The sequence below is a fragment of the Mesorhizobium sp. M0052 genome (assembly GCF_040323255.1).
Lineage (GTDB): Bacteria > Pseudomonadota > Alphaproteobacteria > Rhizobiales > Rhizobiaceae > Mesorhizobium.
In genome coordinates this window covers 13,318-33,321 of the sequence record NZ_JAMYUS010000004.1, presented here as the reverse complement: position 1 = coordinate 33,321, position 20,004 = coordinate 13,318, and the positions used below count along the sequence as shown (strand labels likewise).

The window sequence follows — 20,004 nt, the reverse complement described above, 5'->3', positions numbered from 1 at the left end:
CGCCGGCATTAAACCCCGCACCCACATCTGCTAGCGTGCGGGCATGAACATGCACACTTCAGCAGAAACCGACGCCCCCGAGGTGACACCGCCTGCGCCCGTCGGCAGCGTCACGCCGATGATGGAGCAGTTTATCGAGATCAAGGCGGCGAACCCGGATTCTCTGCTGTTCTACCGCATGGGCGATTTTTACGAGCTGTTCTTCGACGACGCCGAAAAGGCGAGCAAGGCGCTGGGCATCGTCCTGACCAAGCGCGGCAAGCACCAGGGTAACGACATTCCGATGTGCGGCGTGCCGGTGCATGCGGCCGACGACTATCTGCAAAAGCTGATCGGCCAAGGTTTTCGCGTTGCCGTCTGCGAGCAGATCGAGGACCCGGCGGAAGCCAGGAAGCGCGGCGGCAAATCGGTCGTACGCCGTGACGTGGTGCGCCTGGTGACGCCAGGCACCATCACCGAGGATAAATTGCTGGCGCCGTCGGAATCGAGCTTCCTGATGGCGCTAGGGCGGGTGAAGGGCGGCAACAGCGGTGACGCCTTCGCCCTGGCCTGGATCGAGATCTCGACCGGCGTCTTCCGCGTCGCCGAAACCACGACCGACCGCCTGCTGGCCGATGTCTTCCGCGTCGACCCGCGCGAGCTGATCGTCGCCGAGCCGGTGTTTTACGATCCCGAGTTGAAGCCGGTGTTCGACGTCATCGGCCGCGTCGCCAGCCCGCAGCCGCCGTCGCTTTTCGATTCGGCTTCGGCAGCGGGGCGGATCGCGCGCTTCTTCGAAGTGGCGACGCCTGACAGTTTCGGTGCCTTCTCGCGCGCCGAATTGTCGGCGATCTCGGGCGCCATCGCCTATGTCGAAAAGACGCAGAAGGCCGAGCGGCCGCCTTTGTCGCGTCCCGAACGCGAGGAGCAGGGCTCGACGCTGTTCATCGATCCTGCGACACGCGGCAATCTGGAACTGTTGCGCACGCTGTCGGGCAGCCGCGACGGCTCGCTGTTCAAGGCTATAGACCGCACGGTCACCGGCGGCGGCGCCAGGCTGTTCGCCGACCGGCTGATGGCGCCGCTAACTGACCCGGCGGCGATCGGCGCCAGGCTCGATTCTGTGTCGTTCTTCCGTGCGGAGACGCAGCTTTGCCAGGCGGTGCGGTCAGGCCTGAAGAGCGTCGCCGACATGCCGCGGGCGCTGTCGCGGCTGGCGCTCAACCGCGGCGGCCCGCGCGATCTCGGCGCGCTGCGTGCCGGCTTCGAAGCGGCGGCCACCATTGCCGAACTGTTCGGAACGGCCGTCCTGCCCGCGGAGCTGACAGCGGCACTTGCCGCGATAAAGGCGCTGCCGCGTGCGCTGGCCAAGCATCTGGCCCAGGCTCTTGGCGAGGAACTGCCGCTGCTCAGGCGCGACGGCGGCTTCGTGCGCGGCGGCTACCATGCCGAGCTCGACGAAATGCGGGCGCTGCGCGACGAATCGCGCAAGGTGATCGCCGGACTGGAGCGCTCGCTGATCGAGGAGACCGGCATCCGCTCGCTGAAAATCCGCCACAACAATGTGCTGGGCTATTACATCGAGGTGACGGCCAACCACCATTCAATCATGACCGGAAGCGACGGCGCCAAGGCGCGCTTCATCCACCGCCAGACCATGGCCAACGCCATGCGTTTCACCACGACCGAACTTGCCGAACTCGAGACCAAAATCGCCAATGCCGCCGACCGGGCGCTGAGCATCGAGCTTGCCGCTTTCGACACGCTGACGACAGAGGCGGTCGCCGAGGCGCAGAAGATCCGCGCCGGCGCCGATGCGCTTGCCGTACTCGACGTGTCGGCGGCGCTCGCGCTGTTGTCGGAGAGTGAAGCCTGGTGCCGGCCGCTGGTCGATTCCAGCCTCGCCTTCGATATCTCGGGCGGACGCCATCCGGTGGTGGAACAGGCGCTGCGGCGCTCGGGCGAAGGGCCGTTCGTCGCCAATGATTGCGATCTGTCGCCGCAAGACGGGGCCAAGGCCGGCGCGATCTGGCTGCTCACCGGTCCGAATATGGGCGGTAAGTCGACCTTCCTGCGGCAAAACGCACTGATCGCCATCCTCGCCCAAACCGGTTCCTTCGTGCCGGCGACATCGGCCCATATCGGCGTCGTCGACCGGTTGTTCTCGCGGGTCGGCGCCTCGGACGATCTGGCGCGTGGCCGCTCCACCTTTATGGTCGAGATGGTCGAGACGGCGGCGATCCTCAACCAGGCCGGTGAGCGGGCGCTGGTGATCCTCGACGAAATCGGCCGCGGCACCGCCACTTTCGATGGCCTGTCGATCGCCTGGGCGGCGGTCGAGTATCTGCACGAGAAGAACCGCTGCCGGGCGATCTTCGCCACTCATTTCCACGAAATGACGGCACTCTCCGGCAAGCTGCCGCGACTGCACAATGTCACGATGCGGGTCAAGGAGTGGGAAGGCGACGTCGTCTTCCTGCACGAGGTCGGCAAGGGTGCCGCCGATCGCTCCTATGGCGTTCAGGTCGCTCGCCTTGCCGGTCTGCCGGAAGCGGTGGTCGGCCGCGCCAAAGAGGTGCTGCATCAGCTCGAGGAAGGCGATGTCTCCGGCAAGGCGAACCGACTGGTCGACGATCTGCCGCTGTTTTCGGTGGCAATGAAGCGGGAAGCGGCAAAGCCTGCGGAGAGCGACGCATTGGGCGCAGCGCTGGGTGAGATCAATCCAGACGAGATGACGCCGCGCGAGGCGCTGGAAGCGCTCTACCGGCTGAAGGGGCTGGCGGGGAAAACCTAGCCCGATTTCGGCCTTGACCAATTGTACCGATTGGTACAATGCTCGCCATCGCCTTTGCCGATGGGAGAATGACATGAGCCGTCCGCCGCTGCCGCCCTTCACCGCCGAGACCGCCGCGCAGAAGGCTCGGCTTGCCGAAGACGCCTGGAACAGCCGCGATCCCGAACGGGTTTCGCTCGCCTATACGCGGGACAGCACCTGGCGCAACCGCGCCGAGTTCGTCTCGGGCAGAAATGAGATCGTCTCCTTCCTCACGCGCAAATGGGCTCGCGAGCTCGACTACCGCCTGATCAAGGAGGTCTGGACCTGGAACGACAACCGCATCGCGGTGCGCTTTGCCTATGAATGGCGCGACGACAGTGGCCACTGGTTCCGCTCCTACGGCAATGAGAATTGGGAATTCGACGCGGCCGGGCTGATGCGTAGGCGCGTCGCCAGCATCAACGACCTGCCGATCGCCGAGGGTGAGCGCAAATATCACTGGCCGCTCGGCCGCCGACCGGACGACCATCCCGGCCTGTCCGAACTCGGATTTTAGAATATGATCCCTAGAGCTGTGTCGCGGTTTTCGGCAAAGATCATGCTCAAGCGGAAAAACTAGCGCATGCGCAGGATCGCGCCCGATCGCGCCGATTTGCTCTCCATCATCGGCGAGGTTTTCCGCGAACACGGCTATGAAGGGGCGAGCCTGGCGCGGATCGGTGCGGCGACCGGCCTAGGCAAAGGCAGCCTTTACCACTTCTTCCCCGGCGGCAAGGAAGAGATGGCGGCGGCTGTCATTGCCCATATAAATGGCTGGTTCGAGGAGAATGTCTTCGTGCCGTTGCAGGACAGGGCCTACCCTCGCACGGGTATCGATCGGATGTTCGAAGCGACCGACAGCTATTTCCGCTCGGGACGCCGGGTGTGCCTGATCGGCGCCTTCGCGCTGGACGAATCCCGCGACCTCTTCGCCATTGCGATCAAAAGCTATTTCGGCCGCTGGGTGGCGCATCTTGCCGAAGCGCTGACCCGAAGCGGGCACAGCGCTGCCAGGGCGGACGAACTCGCCGAAGAAACGGTCGGCGCCATCCAGGGCGCGCTCACGCTGGCGCGCGCCTTCGACGACACCGCAGTGTTTTCGCGCGCGTTGCGACGGGCGCGGGCGGCGCTCGGCTAGAGTGCTACAAGGGCTCGAAGCGGAAAGCCGTCTCGGTTCGAAAAACCCGGCCGACGCCGGGCGAATCAAGATGCGCGCCGGCGACGTAGCAGTCGTTGTTGGCCGCAAGCGCCAGCATTTGCAACCGGCTTGCCCTCGCCTGCTGCTGGTCTGCGTCGAATTCCCACGTGATCTCGGGTCGAGCGAATTGAAGCGACGGCACATGTACGATGTCGCCCCAGATCAACAGTGTTTCGCCTGCGCTCACAACGCGAAAGCAAGTGTGGCCGGCTTCATGGCCAGCGGAGCCGATCGTATCGATGTCAGCGCTGACGCGCTGTCCAGCATCGAGAGGCTGGGCGCGATCGTGGAAGCATTCCAGCCTCGCCACGTCGCGAAACATGCCGAGCTCAGCGCGCGGGACAAGCAGGCGAGAGAGCTGCGGGAAGCCGTCGCCACCATCGGCAAGGATGAGCCCGTGTATATGGTCGAGATGGGTGTGGGTGAAAGCAACAGTCCGAATCCGGTCGGTGGCGATCTTCGCCTCGCGCAGCGCCTCGGGCAGGTGCCCCATTGTCGGGTGCCAGGCGTTCGAAGCCCCTGTGTCGATCAGCGTGATGTCGTCGCCGTCATCGATGGCGAAGGCGTTGACCGACAGCCTGAGCGCACCGTCGACGAGCGGTACATGCGAGGGCAGGTTGTCACCGAATGTCCGGTCTCCGGGCTGGCGCAGCCGCCTGATTGGCATGTCGACGTAACCGTCGCGCAGCGACGTGACCGTCATGGCTCCGACTCTATACGCCGTATGATGATACCCGGTCGAAACCCGTTCCAATCTAGATCATCTCCAGCCCGCGCTTGCGCGTCGGCGGTGGAAAGGCGCGGTCGAGTTCGGCGAGGTCTTCGGCCGTCAGCTCGATGTCGAGCGCGGCAACATTCTGGCGGACATGCTCCTGGCTGCTCGCCTTCGGGATGGCGATGACACCGGGCTGCGCCATCACCCAGGCAAGCGCGATCTGTGCTGCCGTGGCGTTGTGGCGGGCGGCGATGGTTTCCAGCCTGGAATTGCGCGCCAGCGCGCCCTGCTCGACCGGCGAATAGGCCATCAGCGGGATGCCGCGCTGCCGGCTCCACGGTGCGAGATCGAATTCGGGGCCGCGCCGCGACAGATTGTAGAGCACCTGGTTGGTCTGGACATGATTGCCAGACGACAGGCCGGTCAGCTCCTCCATTTCGTCGGTGTCGAAATTGCTGACACCCCAGTGGCGTATCTTGCCGGCCTCCTTCAGCGCCTCGAAAGCCTCGACGGTTTCAGATAGAGGCACACTGCCCGGCCAGTGCAGGAGATAGAGATCGATGCGGTCGGTGCGCAGGCGCTTCAAGCTGTTTTCGCAGGCCCGCGCCACGCCGGCGCGCGAGGCATTGGACGGCAATACCTTGGAGACAAGAAAGAGTTCGTCGCGGCGCCCGGCAATGGCTTCCGCTACCACCTCCTCGGCGCCGCCGCTGGCATACATTTCAGCGGTGTCGATCAACGTGATGCCGAGGTCCAGCCCGAGCTTCAGGGCATTGACCTCGCCGGCGCGGCGGCGGGAATCCTCGCCCATCTTCCATGTGCCCTGTCCCAGCACCTGGACGGCCTCGCCCGAAGGCAGTGTGGTGGCTCTTATCGTCGATGGCATGTGGGCTCCTGGCGCCGTGTAATCGATGCGAATGGCATCACAAGCACGGAGAGAAATCCAGAATGAATCTCTCCGGCATGGCCGTTGCTGCCTTACTTCGCCGGATGGGCGGCGAGCCAGGCCTGCATCTTGGCGATCTCGGCTTCCTGCGCGGCGATGACATCTTCGGCCAGCTTGCGGATTTCGGGATCCTTGCCATTGGCGAGTTCCACCTTGGCCATGTCGATCGCGCCCCGATGATGCGGGATCATGCCGCGCACGAAATCGACATCGGCATTGCCGGAATATTCGATCATCATGTCGGTGTGCATCTTGTCCATCGCCGCCTTGTAGCCGTCGGTCGAAGGACCTTGCGCGCCCATCGCGCCCATGTCGTGTTTCATCTCTTCGGATTGCGCCGGGACGCTTTCGAGGAAAACGGCAAGCAGCATTCCCGCCGCCATCATCAAAAGCACGATCTTCTTAGCCAAGGTCATCCATGATCTCCTGTTGATTGATATTCGTATCTGGGGGCTTTGCTCAGAGTTTCAACGTCCGCAGCCGCAATGCGTTGGCGATGACCGAAACCGAAGACAGGCTCATGGCCGCCGCCGCCAGCATCGGCGACAAAAGCGTGCCGGTGAGCGGATAGAGCACGCCGGCGGCAACCGGCACGCCAAGCACATTGTAGAGGAAGGCGAAAAACAGATTCTGGCGGATGTTGCGGATCGTCCCCTGGGCGAGCGTTCGGGCCCTGACGATGCCGTTGAGATCGCCCTTGACCAGCGTAATGCCGGCGCTCTCGACAGCGACATCGGCGCCGGTGCCCATGGCGATGCCGACATCGGCGCTGGCCAGGGCCGGCGCATCGTTGACGCCGTCGCCGGCCATGGCTACGCCGGCACCTTTCGCACGCAACTCCTCGACAAGGGCTGCCTTTTGTTCCGGCAGCAGGCCGGCGCGCACCTCGTCAATGCCAAGGCTTTTGGCGATGGCGCGCGCCGTGCATTCATTGTCGCCGGTCGCCATGATGATCCGCAAGCCTCTGTCGTGCAGCGCCCTGATCGCCTCGGCTGTCGTTGCCTTGACCGGATCGGCGACCGCGACAATGCCGGCCAGTTTTTTGTCCACCGCAACGAACATCGCCGTCTTGCCTTCTGCCTGCAGCGCCTCGGCCCTGGCCGACAGGGAAGCGGTGTCGATGCCGACATCGGCCATCATGGCGGCGTTGCCGAGCGAAACCTTCCTGCCAGACACCGTGCCGGATACGCCCTTGCCGGTGACGGCGTCGAAGCCGCCGGCCTCAACGAGCGTCAGGCCGCGTTCGCCGGCGCCGCCGACAATGGCCTCGGCCAGCGGATGCTCCGAGCCTTTTTCCAGGCCGGCGGCGAGCGCCAGCAATTCATTCTCAGACAGGCCTTCGGCAGCGACGACATCGGTCAAGCGAGGCTTGCCTTCGGTCAAGGTGCCGGTCTTGTCGACGATCAACGTGTCGACCGAAGCGAAGCGCTCGAGCGCGGCCGCGTCCTTGATCAGCACGCCCGCGTGCGCCCCGCGCCCGGTGGCAGTCATGATCGACATCGGCGTCGCCAGGCCGAGCGCGCAGGGGCAGGCGATGATCAGCACCGAGACCGCCGAGACGATGGCAAAGATCAAGCTGGGTTCGGGACCGAAGATCGCCCAGGCGGCAAAGGCCATGAGCGCGACCAGCACGACGGCCGGCACGAAGTAGAAGGAGACGCGATCGGCTAAACCTTGAATCGGCGCGCGCGAACGCTGCGCCTTTGCGACCAGCTCGACGATGCGCGAAAGCGTCGTTTCGGAGCCGACCTTTTCGGCGCGCATGATCAGCGAACCGTTCTTGTTGAGCGTGCCGCCGGTCAAGGCATCGCCTTTCGTTTTTTCGACCGGCAGCGGCTCGCCCGAGATCATCGATTCGTCGATGGAGGAACGGCCTTCCGTTACAGTGCCGTCGACCGGCACGGCGTCGCCCGGACGGAGGCGTAGGTGGTCGCCGGCCTTGACCGCAACGAGCGGCACGTCGGTGTCGGAGCCGTCCTCCCCGATCAGCCGTGCCGTCTTCGGCGCCAGGTCGAGCAGCGCACGGATGGCCGAGCCGGTCTTTTCGCGCGCCCGCAATTCGAGCACCTGACCGAGGAATACCAGCGCGACGATGACGGCGGCTGCCTCGAAATAGACCGGCACTGTGCCGCCATGACCGCGGAACTGGTGTGGAAAAATGTCCGGGAACAGAGTGGCCGCCACGCTGTAGAGATAGGCAGCGCCGACACCGAGCGAAATCAGCGTCCACATATTGGGGCTGCGGTTGACCAGCGACTCCCAGCCTCGGTGGAAGAACGGGAAGGCCGCCCACAGCACGACGGGGCTGGCCAGCGCCAATTCCAGCCAGACCATCGTTCGCCCGTCGACAAACGCCTGGAACGTCAGGCCGAGCATCGGCGCCATGGCAACGATCAGCAGCGGCAGGGACAGCACCGCGCTGACCCAGAACCGTCTGGTGAAGTCTACCAGTTCGGGGTTCGGGCCCTCATCGCCAGTGGGAACGCCCATCGGCTCAAGCGCCATGCCGCAGATCGGGCAGGAGCCGGGCTTGTCTCTTATCACTTCGGGATGCATCGGGCAGGTGTATTGCGTGCCTTTCCGCACTGGCGACGGCGTCGGCCTGTCACCGAGATAGTTTTGCGGCTCGGCCTCGAACTTCGCCCGGCAGCCGGCCGAGCAGAAATAGAAACCCTGGCCTTCGTGGCGGAAAAAATGCCTGGCGGTAGCGCGGTCGACACTCATGCCACAGACGGGGTCGGTGGCGGTCAGGTATTTTTCGGGCCCGGCGACGAATTTCGTACGGCAACCCTCGCTGCAGAAGTGAAAGAGACGGCCGCCATGCTCGGCCGTCGGCTTACCGGCTGCCGGATCGACGCTCATGCCGCAGACCGGATCGCGCACCACTGCTTCGGCGGCCGGCTCAGCAGCCTTTGCCGTACAGCAGTTGCCATCGGCCGCGTGCGCGTGGTGGTGATGCTCGGAATGCGCCATCGAAAAGTGCCTTATATCTGTCTGGGTGAGGAGGTAGTGCTTCCAGTAACTGGAAGGTCAAGGGGCGATTTCCACTTTTCGATCGTGGCCGTCATCGCGCACATCGAGGGAAAATCGCTTACGCAACTTTGTTCCCATGCTATGGACGCGCGTCCCACTGCATCGATCCCACCCAAATGAAATGCCTGATTATCAATCTCGATCGGTCCCGCGATCGCCTCGCCCATGTAACGGCGGAGTTCGCGCGCATCGGCATCGCCTTCGAGCGGGTCGCCGCCATCGATGCGCGAGATCGGCCGGATCTGGCCGAAATGCCGCAGGGCAAGAAGCATTTGCGCCTGGCCGACGCCGAGATTGCCTGCCTGCTCAGCCACCAACAGTGTTGGTCGACGATCGCTGCAGGTGAGGATGCTTACGCGGCGATTTTCGAGGACGATGTCGTTTTCCCGGACAAAGCCGGCGCTTTGCTTGCCGATGCGGGCTGGATTCCCGCCGATGCGGACATCGTCAAGTTGGAAACGTTCTTCAACCGGACCGTAATTTCACGCAAGCAAGTTGCCTGCGGCCACGGTTTTTCTGCGAGCAGACTGCACGGGCTCCATATCGGTACGGCGGGATACATCCTGTCCAGACAGGCCGCGCGGGACCTTCTTGCGGCAACGAATGAGATCAGCATTCCCGTCGATCACCTCATCTTCAATCCGCGTTTTGCTACCTCGTCCGACAAGGTCATTTACCAACTCGTCCCAGCATTGTGCCTGCAGGCACAATTCCTCGGCGACAGTCCGGTGAGATTGCCAAGCCTGCTCAAGCAGGAGCGAACAGAGGAATGGGTGGCAAGCGGGATAGGTAAACGGCGCCCCAGGCCAATCACCGCCAAGGTAAGGATCGAGACCAGGCGGTTGACGCGGCAGATCGCCGATCTCTTCCGGCTCCGGCGCGAGATGATCATCCCTTTCTGGTATCGCGGCCGACGCGTCCGTCCGCCCCATACACAGCGCCGTGAAAACGCGCTATAGACGCCGCGCAAAGGCGAGGCCCACCGGCAATCCATGGCAAAAATCTCCCTCAAGCTCGACGCGCTGATCGACAGCGAGGCTTTGCGCCGCGACATGACGGCGCTGATCTCGGCGGCCAGCGGCATCGAGCCCGGCGCGCGCGTCGGTGCGCTCCGGCTGCTGAAGGATCGGCTGACCGAGGGCCGCAAGGTTGCCGAGCGCATGCTGATGGACGATGGCAGCGGCACGGCCTGCGCCGCCCGGCTGTCGCATCTGATGGACGAGATCATCCGCGCCCTCTACGAGTTCGCCGCGACCCACGTCTACCGGGTGAAAAGCCCCTCGACCGCAGAGCGCATGGCGGTCGTCGCCGTCGGCGGCTATGGCCGCGGCACGCTGGCGCCGGGCTCCGACATCGACCTGTTGTTCCTGCTGCCCTACAAGCAGACGCCGTGGGGCGAACAGATCGTCGAATATATGCTCTATATGCTGTGGGACCTCGGGTTGAAGGTTGGCCACGCCACCCGCAACATCGACGAGTGTCTCAGGCTGTCGCGCAGCGATATCACCATCCGCACCACGATCCTGGAAGCGCGGTTCCTGTGGGGCGAACAGAAGCTCTTCGACGAATTGCTCGCTCGCTTCGACCATGAAGTGGTGCGCACCACCGGACCGGAATATGTGCAGGCCAAGCTCGCCGAACGCGACGATCGCCATGCCAAGGCCGGCGAAAGCCGCTATCTGGTCGAGCCCAACGTCAAGGACGGCAAGGGCGGCCTGCGCGATTTGCAGACGCTGTTCTGGATCGCCAAATACTTCTATCGCGTGCGCACCGGCGAGGAATTGGTCGAGAAAGGTGTCTTCACCGAGGCCGAGTACCGCGAATTCCAGAAGGCCGAAGACTTCCTGTGGGCGGTGCGCTGCCACATGCATTTCCTCACCGGCAAGCCAGAGGAACGGCTGCATTTCGATATCCAGCGCGAGATCGCCGAACGGCTGGGCTACACCACCCATCCCGGTCTGTCGGCGGTCGAGCGCTTCATGAAGCATTACTTCCTCGTCGCCAAGGATGTCGGCGACCTCACCCGCATCTTCTGCGCCGCGCTCGAGGAAGAGCAGGCCAAGCATGTGCCCGGCTTCAACCGCATCTTCCTCACCTTCCAGCGCCGCAAGCGCAAGCTGGCAGGCACGTCGGACTTCATTGTCGACAATCACCGCATCAACGTCGCCGACGACAGCGTGTTCGAGCGCGACCCGGTCAATCTGCTCAGGCTGTTCTGGTTCGCCGACAAGCACGGGCTGGAGTTCCATCCCGATGCGCTGAAGCTGCTCACCCGCTCGCTCGGTCTGGTCAACAAGTCGCTGCGGCGCGACGAGGAGGCCAACCGGCTGTTCCTCGACATCCTGACCTCGGACCGCAATGCCGAGCTTAATTTGCGGCGCATGAACGAGGCCGGCCTGCTCGGCAGGCTGATCCCCGATTTCGGCAGAATAGTCGCCATGATGCAGTTCTCGATGTACCACCACTATACGGTGGACGAGCACCTGATCCGCTGCATCGGCGTCTTGGCCGAGATCGAGCGCGGCGACGGCGAAAAGGTGCATCCGCTCTCGCACACGCTGATGCCGGGGCTAGAGAAGAGCCGCGAGGCGCTCTATGTCGCGGTGCTGCTGCACGACATCGCCAAGGGCCGGCCGGAGGATCACTCAGAGGCCGGCGCCCGGATCGCGCGCCGCATCTGCCCGCATATGGGGCTGTCGGCGGCCGACACCGAGACAGTCGCCTGGCTGGTCGAGAACCATCTGGTGATGTCGATGACGGCGCAGACGCGCGACCTCAACGACCGCAAGACGATCGAGGATTTCGCCTCGATCGTGCAATCGGTCGAGCGGCTAAAAATGCTGTTGATCCTGACCGTCTGCGACATCAGGGGTGTCGGGCCGGGCGTGTGGAACGGCTGGAAGGGCCAGCTCCTGCGCACGCTCTACTACGAGACCGAACTGCTTTTGACCGGCGGCTTCTCGGAAGTGTCGCGCGCCAAGCGGACGGCGGCGGCGCGCGAGCGGCTGGCCGAGGCGCTGGCCGATTGGCCGGACAAGGCCCGCAAGCGCTATGTCGGCCTGCATTACGAGAACTATCTGCTGACGGTCGACCTCCCCGATCAGCTGCGCCATGCCGAATTCATTCGCGAAGCCGACGCGGCAGGCAAGAAGCTCGCCACCGTGGTCAGGACCCACCAATTCGAGGCGGTGACCGAGATCACCGTGCTGGCGCAGGACCATCCGCGCCTGCTTTCGGTCATTGCCGGCGCCTGTGCCGGCGCCGGCGGCAACATCGTCGACGCGCAGATCTTCACCACGTCCGACGGCCGCGCGCTGGACATCATCCTGATCTCACGGGAATTCGACCGCGACGAGGATGAGCGCCGTCGCGCCGAGCGCGTCGGCCGGCTGATCGAGGACGTGCTGTCGGGCAAGAGCTGGCTGCCGGAGATGATCGAGAAGCGCACCCGGCCGCGGCGCGGCGCCAAGGTGTTCAAGATTCCGCCGCGCGCCGAAATCCGCAACACGCTGTCGAACCGGTTTTCGGTGATCGAGGTCGAGGGACTGGACCGGCCTGGGCTGTTGTCGGAAATCACCAGTGCGTTGTCCGATCTCTCGCTCGACATCGCCTCGGCTCACATCACCACCTTCGGCGAGAAGGTGATCGACACTTTCTATGTCACCGACCTTACGGGGCAGAAGATCGACAACCCGGCACGCACCGCCACCATCCACGCCAGGCTGATCGCGGCGCTTGAAGGCGTTGTCCCAGAGCGCGGCGGCAAGGCCAAGGCGGCGGCCGAGTGACCATCACTTTGTCCCAATCATCCCCTTTGTCCCGATCATCCAGGCAATCTCCCCGCGCATGAGCCTCGTCAAAAAATTCGCCACGGTTGCGTCCGGCACGCTGATGAGCCGCGCCCTTGGCTTTGGCCGCGAAATGCTGATGGCGGCCGCACTCGGCACCGGGCCGGTGGCGGACGCCTTCAACGCCGCCTTCCAGTTTCCCAACACGTTTCGCCGGCTGTTTGCCGAAGGCGCCTTCAACGCCGCTTTCGTGCCGCTGTTTGCCAAGGAGATCGAGACCCACGGCACCGACGGCGCCAAGCGCTTTTCGGAGGAAGTGTTCGGCGTCCTGTTCACCGCACTTCTGGCGCTGACCATCGTCATGGAATTGGCGATGCCGCTGATCGTGCGCTATCTCGTGGCGCCGGGCTTTGCCGACACGCCGGGCAAATTCGAGACGACCGTCCTGCTGGCGACGATCATGTTCCCGTATCTCATCTGCATGTCGCTCGCAGCCATGATGGCCGGCATGCTGAATTCGCTGCGCCGCTATTTCGCGGCTGCCGTGGCGCCCGCATTCCTCAACATCATCCTGATTAGCGTGCTCGGCTACGCCTGGTACCACGGCATGGATGCCCGTGAGGTTGGTTTCAGCCTGTCCTGGGGCGTGCTGGCGGCGGGGCTGGTACAGCTTGCCATCGTCTGGGTGGCGGTGCGCAATGCCGGCATCGCCATCGGCTTTCGCCGGCCGAAGATGACGCCCAACGTCAAGCGCCTGCTGATCCTGGCGCTGCCGGCGGCGATCACCGGCGGCATCACCCAGATCAACCAGCTGATCGGCACGGCGATCGCGTCGGCGCAGGACAGCGCCGTGTCGTCGCTCGCTTACGCTGACCGCATCTACCAGCTGCCGCTTGGCGTCGTCGGCGTTGCCGTTGCCATCGTGCTGCTGCCGGAGCTGTCGCGAGCGCTGAAATCGGGCAATCTGGTCGAGGCGGCCAATCTGCAGAACCGCTCGGTCGAGTTCACCCTGTTCATGACCTTGCCGGCGGCGGCGGCACTGTGGGTGATGGCGGAGCCGATCGTGCGGCTGGTCTATGAGCGCGGCGCCTTCGCCGCCAACGGCTCGACGCCGACGGTGGCCGCAATCCTGGCGATCTTTGGCCTCGGCCTGCCGGCCTTCGTGCTGATCAAGGCTTTCACTCCCGGCTATTTCGCCCGCGAGGACACGCGCACGCCGATGATGTTCGCCGCCATCTCGGTCGGCGTGAACGTGATCACCGCGCTGACGCTGTTCCCCAAAATGGGCGCGCCCGGCATTGCGGTGGCCTCGGCCGTCGCCGGCTGGGTCAACGCGGTGATGCTGCTTGCGGTGCTGATCCGACGTGGCCATTGGGGCCGCGACGTGCCGCTGTTGAAGCGCATTCCGCGCCTGGTGCTGTCGGCTGCGGTGATGGCGGTGGCGCTCTATTTCGCCGAGCACTGGCTGGCCGTCAGGCTCGGCCCCGGCTCGCCACTGGTGATCAAGGCCGTGACGCTTCTCTCATTGGTAGCCGGTGGCGCTCTGCTCTACTTCATCACGGCCTTTGCCACCGGCGGCGCCGATTTCGGCATGATCCGGCGCAATGTGAAACGCGGCTCGGGCAAGGCAGCGGCGCCAGCGCCAAAGGCCGATCTGGACGAATAGTCCGGGCGAGCTAACAGCAACACCGGTCTTGATCCTCTCCGCCCCTTCGTCCATAAGCGCGCCGTCGCAAGACTTTCGCCGCGCGTGGTTTCCCAGCCGCGTGATTGGCTCCGAAAGGTCTGCAACTTTTCGGAAACACGCTTAATCGGCCCTCCACAAGCCCATGAGGAACCCATGACCGCCTTCAAACAGCTCGTCTTTTCCGGGGTACAGCCGACCGGCAATCTGCATCTCGGCAACTATCTCGGCGCCATCAAGAAATTCGTTGCGCTTCAGGACACGTCAGACTGCATCTATTGCGTCGTCGACCTGCATTCGCTGACCGCGCAGCTCGTCCATGACGACCTTGCCGACCAAACCCGCTCGATCACCGCTGCCTTCCTCGCCTCCGGCATCGACCCGAAGAAGCACATCGTCTTCAACCAGTCGCGGGTGATGCAGCATGCCGAGCTTGCCTGGATCTTCAACTGCGTGGCGCGCATCGGCTGGATGAACAAGATGACGCAGTTCAAGGACAAGGCCGGCAAGGACCGCGAGAACGCCTCGCTGGGCCTGCTTGCGTATCCCTCGCTGATGGCGGCCGACATCCTGCTCTACCGCGCGACCCATGTGCCGGTGGGCGAGGACCAAAAGCAGCATCTGGAGCTGACCCGCGACATCGCGCAAAAGTTCAATAATGATTTTTCGAGCCGCATCGCCAGTCTTGGCGTCGGCGTCGAGATGCAGGTTGGCGAAGAGACGGTAAACGGGTTCTTCCCGATAACCGAACCGGTGATCGGCGGGCCGGCGGCGCGCATCATGAGCCTGCGCGACGGTTCGAAGAAAATGTCGAAGTCGGACCCGTCCGACCTGTCGCGCATCAATTTGACCGACGATGCCGACACCATCTCGAAGAAGATCCGCAAGGCCAAGACCGACCCGGAAGCGTTGCCAAGCGAAGTCGACGGCCTGGAAAGCCGCCCGGAAGCGGAAAACCTGGTCGGCATCTATGCAGGGCTGGCCGAGATGTCGAAGGCGGACGTGCTGAAGGAGTTCGGCGGCCAGCAGTTTTCCGTGTTCAAGCCGGCGCTCGCCGACCTTGCCGTGGAAAAACTGGCGCCGATCGCCGGCGAGATGCGCCGCATCGAAGGCGACCGCGCCTATGTCGACGCGGTGCTGAGAGACGGCGGCGAACGCGCCGGCGCGCTGGCTGAGACCACCATGAAGACGGTACGCGACATTATAGGCCTGTTGCAGGGCTGATCCTACCGTCAGTGCACCGCACCATTCTGGCCCAAGGCCGGCGGCTTGCCGCCGGTCTGCCGCGGTGGCAGATTGCGGCCGAAAACATCGAGTAGATAGACATGGTCTCCAAACGCCTCAGTCGCGAAGCCGGCCATCGCAGGAAATTCCTGACGATCATCGACGACACGCCGGAGTGCGAGCGCGCCGTCGCCTACGCCTCCAAGCGGGCGCAGAGCACCAGCGGCACGCTGGTGCTGCTCTACATCATCACACCGGACGACTTTCAGCACTGGCTGGGCGTCGAGAAGATCATGCGCGAGGAAGCCAATGCCACGGCACGCGCGGCACTCGACGGCTACGCCAACAAGGTGCGCCAGAAGCTTGGCATCGAGCCCGAGATGGTGGTGCGCGAAGGCAAGCCGACCGAAGAGATCCACAAGCTGATCGAGGAAGACCAGGACATCGCCATCCTGGTGCTGGCGGCAGGTGCCGGCAAGGAAGGACCCGGGCCGCTGGTCGGGGCTGTTGCCGGCAAGGGCGCCGCCTTCCCTATTCCGGTCACAGTGGTGCCGCAGAACCTGTCTGACGAGGAGATCGACAGCCTCGCATAGAGAGTGATGCCGGAAGTGTGAAGCGGTTTCGGATAACATCACGATCCTGGATTTATAGCCCGCGCGGGATTCATTCCCAGCCAGCAAAAACATTCCGCCAGCCAGCCGTTTTGAGCGACGCGTTTCGCTTGAATGTCCAGCCGATTGAGCCTATTTAGAACTATTCCAAACTAGCTGCCCGACTGGGGCACGGAGACGGCCATGTTCATCCAGACCGAATCGACGCCGAACCCGGCAACGCTGAAGTTCCTGCCCGGCAAGGAAGTCCTTGTTGAAGGCACCGCCGATTTCCGCGACGCCGACAGTGCAGCCAGCGCCTCGCCGCTGGCCGGCCGGCTGTTCGAGATCCCCGGCGTGACCGGCGTCTTCTTCGGCTATGACTTCATCACCGTGACCAAGGACGGCCCGGACTGGCAGCACCTGAAGCCGGCGATCCTGGGCGCCATCATGGAGCATTTCATGTCGGGCGCGCCCGTGATGATCAACGCCGGCCCCGCCGCCGAGACCAGCCAGACCGGCGAATTCTACGACAAGGCCGATGAGCAACTGGTCATCACCATCAAGGAACTGCTCGACACCAGGGTGCGCCCGGCGGTTGCCCAGGATGGCGGCGACATCACCTTCCGCGGCTTCGAGAACGGCACCGTGTTCCTGCACATGAAGGGCGCCTGCGCCGGCTGCCCGTCCTCGACGGCGACGCTGAAGCACGGCATCCAGAACCTGCTCCGCCACTTCGTGCCGGAAGTACAGCAGGTCGAGCAGGTCTCCTAAGACCCCTTCACGCATTCGAGCGAGCAACAAAAAACCGGGCCAGATTGCCCGGTTTTCTGTTTTGGACGTCCGTTGTTGCCTAGACGGTCCGCGTACGAAGGGTAACGCCTATTTTGACCATGATCTTCCCGAAAACCGGTTCCACTTTTCGCTTTCGTGGACCTCGGTTCCGGATCATGGTCCCTACATCACGATGACCTTGGCACCGACCGACGTGCGGTCGTAGAGGTCGATGATGTCCTGGTTCATCAGCCGGATGCAGCCTGACGACATCGCCTTGCCGATCGAATTCCATTCCGGACTGCCGTGCAGGCGGTAGCCCATGTCGCCGCCCTTGTTGAACAGATACATGGCGCGCGCGCCGAGCGGGTTCTTCAAGCCCGGCTCCATGCCGCTCGCGAACTTCGCTAGCTCCGGCTGGCGCTGGATCATCTGCCGCGGCGGCGTCCAGGTCGGCCATTCGCGCTTCAGCGCGATATGGGCGGTGCCGTGCCATTCAAAGCCTTCGCGGCCGACGCCGATGCCGTAGCGGATCGCCCGGCCGTCGCCTTCGACGAAGTAGAGAAACTTGTTCTGGGTATCGACGACGATGGTGCCCGGCTTTTCCGAGGTGTCGTAGTTCACCTCTTGCCGGTGGTACTTCAGCGGCACCCTCTCGATCGGGATGCGCGGCAGTTGGTAGCCTGCATCGTTCACCGAACCGTAGTTGTTGGTGAACAGTTGCGAGCCGATCGTGCTGCAACCCGAGATCGCGGCCGACAACGCAAGTGCGGCGACGATTGCAAATGACTTCATGCGCATGAAATGGTCCGATGCCCCGCCAAGATGTCGCGACACGTTACGGCCGCTTTTCCTGAAATCATTCATGCTGGCATTTGCTTTGCTTGCCAAGCGCGCGATGCCTATATGCAGGAGCTTACGTGCCGGTAAGCCGTCAACTATGGCATTTCGGCAACAGGACTCACGGGATTGTGAAGGAAAAACAATGGGCGGCCCTGTCGGATAGCCTAGAATCAGGGAACCACATCGAGGAATCACAATGAATGTAGGCGATGCCGCGGCGCGGTCCGGCCTGCCGGCCAAGACCATCCGCTACTATGAAGAGATCGGCCTGATCGCGCCGGCGCGCGCCGGCAATGGCTATCGCGATTATTCCAGCGACGACATCCATCGGCTGGCCTTCCTGCGCCGTGCCCGCAACCTCGGCTTTTCAATCGACGATTGCCGCCAGCTGATGGCGCTCTACCGCGATCGCAGCCGCGCCAGCCACGATGTGCGCGAGATTGCCGCCGCCCATGTGAGCGCCATCGAGGAAAAGGTGCGCGAGCTGCAGTCGATGCGCACGACCTTGCAGACGCTGATCCAGGCCTGCCATGGTGACGACCGGCCGGATTGCCCGATTTTGGATGACATTGCGGGGGCTGCGCTACTCGAGAACAGGCCGGCTTCGGCCATATAGGTAGTATCTCGACTGACTAAAATACGGGAACGTCCAAGGGACAAGAACGGAACCAAAGCGGTTACATCAGACCTTTGCGTTCACGGCGCAAGACTTTAGTCCGGCCGCCTTATAGCTAAGAACGGAAGTTGATCGGCGGACGCAGGGGCGTTCCGGAGCAATACCAGACCGCGCCGATACAGATATGGTGCGATCGCAGAAGGCGCTCGGATCAAGTCGCAGCCTCAGTTCTGTCAACCGTATAATCGCCGCCATTCCCCTACGGCTGGGTAGCGCTCGTGAGCAGTGGGTCATCTAGCTCTGCCTTTGTCTTCAGGACGGCATCAACGAGGGAACCGAACTCCTCGACGCTGAATGTGCAACTATCCTGGACCGCTCCCATATGGCTGAGGCGGAAGCGTACGAATTTCCGGTTTTCGGCTGGGATGCGCTTCACCAGAAACATGAATGAATAGGGACCCGCGATCGCTGAGTACCGGCGCAACTCTTCGGTCGCGGGGAAAAGCCGGTTGATGAATCCCAAAAACCCCATGGTGTCTCCCCTCGTGCCAAGGACTGTGCTTCTTATCATTGCGAGAGAAAATTCGCCTATGGTTTGTCAATCATACATCGCCATGGCACAGGCGATTATCCGGTTGACAAACCCAAAGTGATTACGTGGGGTAAGGGCATAGGAGATTTCCATGTCCGTTCTGTCCCGCCCCGAGTTCCACGACGAAGCCAAGGCTTTCGAGCATGTGGAAGGCATCCTTTGGCCGAATGGTCCGGTCTGCCCAAAGTGCGGCTCTGTTGATCGCCACTACTCGTTGAAGGGCGTTCGCACCAAGCCCTCCAAGAAGCTTTTTTCTGTACAACGTATTGAACGCCGATAGGAAAAATGTCATATTTGGGATGGCAGGCAAGCGCCGGAGCTACCCCGAGTTGCCCTAGGGCAGCAGCATCCTAGCGATGTGCATCAGGGGTCCGGGGGCCTGTCACCTTGATTAATTCGGCGATAAATGCTCCCTGCTCTTTACTGAGCGGGGAGCGCCCTATCGGCGGGATCAATGTCAGGCCGCAGTTCAATATGCGCTTCCGTTCCTTCAAGTAGCGGGCCTTCAGCGATAGCGCATAGCGCGGTTCTACATTCCCGTATTCGTTTGGCTCCAAGCCAGCGCACGTTGCGCTCGTCACTACATCGGCAATCTGCAATCCGGCTCGCACAGCGTGATTTTCCACCCTTATGTTGGCAGGATCAAAAACGCTCCAATCTATTGAGCGGACCGGTTTCAATAGCTCTCGCCCATCCCTCATGAATTCGAAGTAGTCCCGCATCACTTGGTAGTCGGTGCCAGATCGTCGGGAGAAGGTGACAAAGAGGCTTGCCGGACCATTGCCATCGACGCGAGCCTTTTCCCGGCAAGCCGCTGTGAGGCGCTCAAGAAGCCAGCGAACAAGATAGTTGTAGAGATGCTGCTTTCGCTTGAATACCTCTAGTTCCTGGCTGTCGAGGATCGTTTCCTTGTTTGAGGCTATGACGCAAATGCCTAGGGGCTTCTCACGAAGGATATTGCAAGCAGCTACACGTTGGCTGTGATTGAGGTGTCGGAAATGTAGATCCCGTGGATTCTTTTTCTTCGGGAAAAGTGATACGATCTCGTCGCGCCAAGACGGCATAAAGCGGTCATTCCTCTCGGAGACGAGAACAGCGCCAACGCCAAGCCAATGGGATTGGCCCGTAGTTCCGGGGAGCCGAAGTTTTCCGAAACCTTCGTCTCCTGCTTCGTCAACATAGGCTGAGAAAGAACAAGGCATCCATC

17 protein-coding genes and 1 pseudogene are annotated in these 20,004 nt (G+C 62.9%); 11 read left to right on the top strand and 7 right to left on the bottom strand.

What is annotated here, in order from left to right; translation table 11 throughout:
* Positions 1 to 43: 43 nt before the first annotated feature.
* The 3 genes from mutS to NKJ77_RS06005 all read left to right on the top strand — a co-directional run bounded on the left by mutS (position 44) and on the right by NKJ77_RS06005 (position 3,932).
* Entirely contained in the window at positions 44 to 2,773 is a 2,730-nt protein-coding gene (gene mutS, locus NKJ77_RS06015) for a DNA mismatch repair protein MutS (protein WP_352534567.1), read from the top strand.
* Positions 2,774 to 2,846: 73 nt separating this feature from the next.
* Positions 2,847 to 3,311, top strand: a complete 465-nt coding sequence (locus NKJ77_RS06010; protein ID WP_352534565.1) for a nuclear transport factor 2 family protein — start codon at positions 2,847 to 2,849, stop codon at positions 3,309 to 3,311.
* A 66-nt stretch (positions 3,312 to 3,377) separates the two neighbouring features.
* Positions 3,378 to 3,932 carry a TetR/AcrR family transcriptional regulator gene (locus NKJ77_RS06005; protein ID WP_023755661.1) on the top strand — a complete coding sequence of 185 codons (555 nt, stop codon included), beginning with the start codon at positions 3,378 to 3,380 and terminating at the stop codon, positions 3,930 to 3,932.
* A gap of 4 nt (positions 3,933 to 3,936) precedes the next feature.
* Here NKJ77_RS06005 and NKJ77_RS06000 read toward each other — a convergent pair whose 3' ends face one another.
* The 4 genes from NKJ77_RS06000 to NKJ77_RS05985 all read right to left on the bottom strand — a co-directional run bounded on the left by NKJ77_RS06000 (position 3,937) and on the right by NKJ77_RS05985 (position 8,626).
* Positions 3,937 to 4,695, bottom strand: a complete 759-nt coding sequence (locus NKJ77_RS06000; RefSeq protein WP_023685132.1) for an MBL fold metallo-hydrolase — start codon at positions 4,693 to 4,695, stop codon at positions 3,937 to 3,939.
* A gap of 52 nt (positions 4,696 to 4,747) precedes the next feature.
* Positions 4,748 to 5,593 (bottom strand): aldo/keto reductase, encoded by an 846-nt coding sequence (locus NKJ77_RS05995; protein WP_023685133.1) that lies wholly within the window; start codon positions 5,591 to 5,593, stop codon positions 4,748 to 4,750.
* 92 nt (positions 5,594 to 5,685) lie between these two features.
* Positions 5,686 to 6,069 carry a CopM family metallochaperone gene (copM, locus tag NKJ77_RS05990; RefSeq protein ID WP_023685134.1) on the bottom strand — a complete coding sequence of 128 codons (384 nt, stop codon included), beginning with the start codon at positions 6,067 to 6,069 and terminating at the stop codon, positions 5,686 to 5,688.
* A 43-nt stretch (positions 6,070 to 6,112) separates the two neighbouring features.
* Complete coding sequence (locus NKJ77_RS05985; protein ID WP_023831185.1) at positions 6,113 to 8,626, bottom strand: heavy metal translocating P-type ATPase; 2,514 nt, start codon at positions 8,624 to 8,626, stop codon at positions 6,113 to 6,115.
* A 176-nt stretch (positions 8,627 to 8,802) separates the two neighbouring features.
* Between NKJ77_RS05985 and NKJ77_RS05980 the strand changes: the two genes are divergently transcribed.
* From NKJ77_RS05980 to NKJ77_RS05955, 6 genes are all read left to right on the top strand, one after another.
* Entirely contained in the window at positions 8,803 to 9,645 is an 843-nt protein-coding gene (locus NKJ77_RS05980; RefSeq protein WP_023690024.1) for a glycosyltransferase family 25 protein, read from the top strand.
* 33 nt (positions 9,646 to 9,678) lie between these two features.
* Entirely contained in the window at positions 9,679 to 12,474 is a 2,796-nt protein-coding gene (locus NKJ77_RS05975; protein ID WP_023715570.1) for a [protein-PII] uridylyltransferase, read from the top strand.
* Positions 12,475 to 12,532: 58 nt separating this feature from the next.
* Positions 12,533 to 14,140 (top strand): murein biosynthesis integral membrane protein MurJ, encoded by a 1,608-nt coding sequence (murJ, locus tag NKJ77_RS05970; RefSeq protein ID WP_352534562.1) that lies wholly within the window; start codon positions 12,533 to 12,535, stop codon positions 14,138 to 14,140.
* A gap of 174 nt (positions 14,141 to 14,314) precedes the next feature.
* Complete coding sequence (trpS, locus tag NKJ77_RS05965) at positions 14,315 to 15,382, top strand: tryptophan--tRNA ligase (RefSeq protein WP_023672858.1); 1,068 nt, start codon at positions 14,315 to 14,317, stop codon at positions 15,380 to 15,382.
* 101 nt (positions 15,383 to 15,483) lie between these two features.
* The gene (locus tag NKJ77_RS05960) at positions 15,484 to 15,975 is read left to right on the top strand and encodes a universal stress protein (protein ID WP_023672856.1); all 492 of its coding nucleotides are present in this window, start codon (positions 15,484 to 15,486) and stop codon (positions 15,973 to 15,975) included.
* A 201-nt stretch (positions 15,976 to 16,176) separates the two neighbouring features.
* Positions 16,177 to 16,746, top strand: a complete 570-nt coding sequence (locus NKJ77_RS05955; RefSeq protein ID WP_352534560.1) for a NifU family protein — start codon at positions 16,177 to 16,179, stop codon at positions 16,744 to 16,746.
* A 183-nt stretch (positions 16,747 to 16,929) separates the two neighbouring features.
* Here NKJ77_RS05955 and NKJ77_RS05950 read toward each other — a convergent pair whose 3' ends face one another.
* On the bottom strand, positions 16,930 to 17,547 hold the full coding sequence (locus tag NKJ77_RS05950; protein ID WP_023692663.1) for a L,D-transpeptidase: 618 nt from the start codon (positions 17,545 to 17,547) through the stop codon (positions 16,930 to 16,932).
* Positions 17,548 to 17,785: 238 nt separating this feature from the next.
* Here NKJ77_RS05950 and cueR point away from each other — a divergent pair, with 238 nt between their 5' ends.
* Positions 17,786 to 18,205, top strand: coding sequence for a Cu(I)-responsive transcriptional regulator (gene cueR, locus NKJ77_RS05945; protein ID WP_023703112.1), 420 nt, complete (start codon positions 17,786 to 17,788; stop codon positions 18,203 to 18,205).
* A gap of 259 nt (positions 18,206 to 18,464) precedes the next feature.
* On the opposite strand, the gene NKJ77_RS05940 is transcribed toward cueR, so the two are convergent.
* Positions 18,465 to 18,737 carry a hypothetical protein gene (locus NKJ77_RS05940; protein WP_352534558.1) on the bottom strand — a complete coding sequence of 91 codons (273 nt, stop codon included), beginning with the start codon at positions 18,735 to 18,737 and terminating at the stop codon, positions 18,465 to 18,467.
* Positions 18,738 to 18,888: 151 nt separating this feature from the next.
* On the opposite strand from NKJ77_RS05940, the pseudogene NKJ77_RS05935 reads away from it, so the two are divergent.
* A pseudogene (locus NKJ77_RS05935) lies at positions 18,889 to 19,041 on the top strand (transposase family protein); the annotation flags it as partial.
* A 106-nt stretch (positions 19,042 to 19,147) separates the two neighbouring features.
* Here the strand turns inward: NKJ77_RS05935 and NKJ77_RS05930 are convergent.
* Complete coding sequence (locus NKJ77_RS05930; RefSeq protein WP_081732365.1) at positions 19,148 to 19,999, bottom strand: DUF3800 domain-containing protein; 852 nt, start codon at positions 19,997 to 19,999, stop codon at positions 19,148 to 19,150.
* Between the last annotated feature and the right edge of the window lie 5 nt (positions 20,000 to 20,004).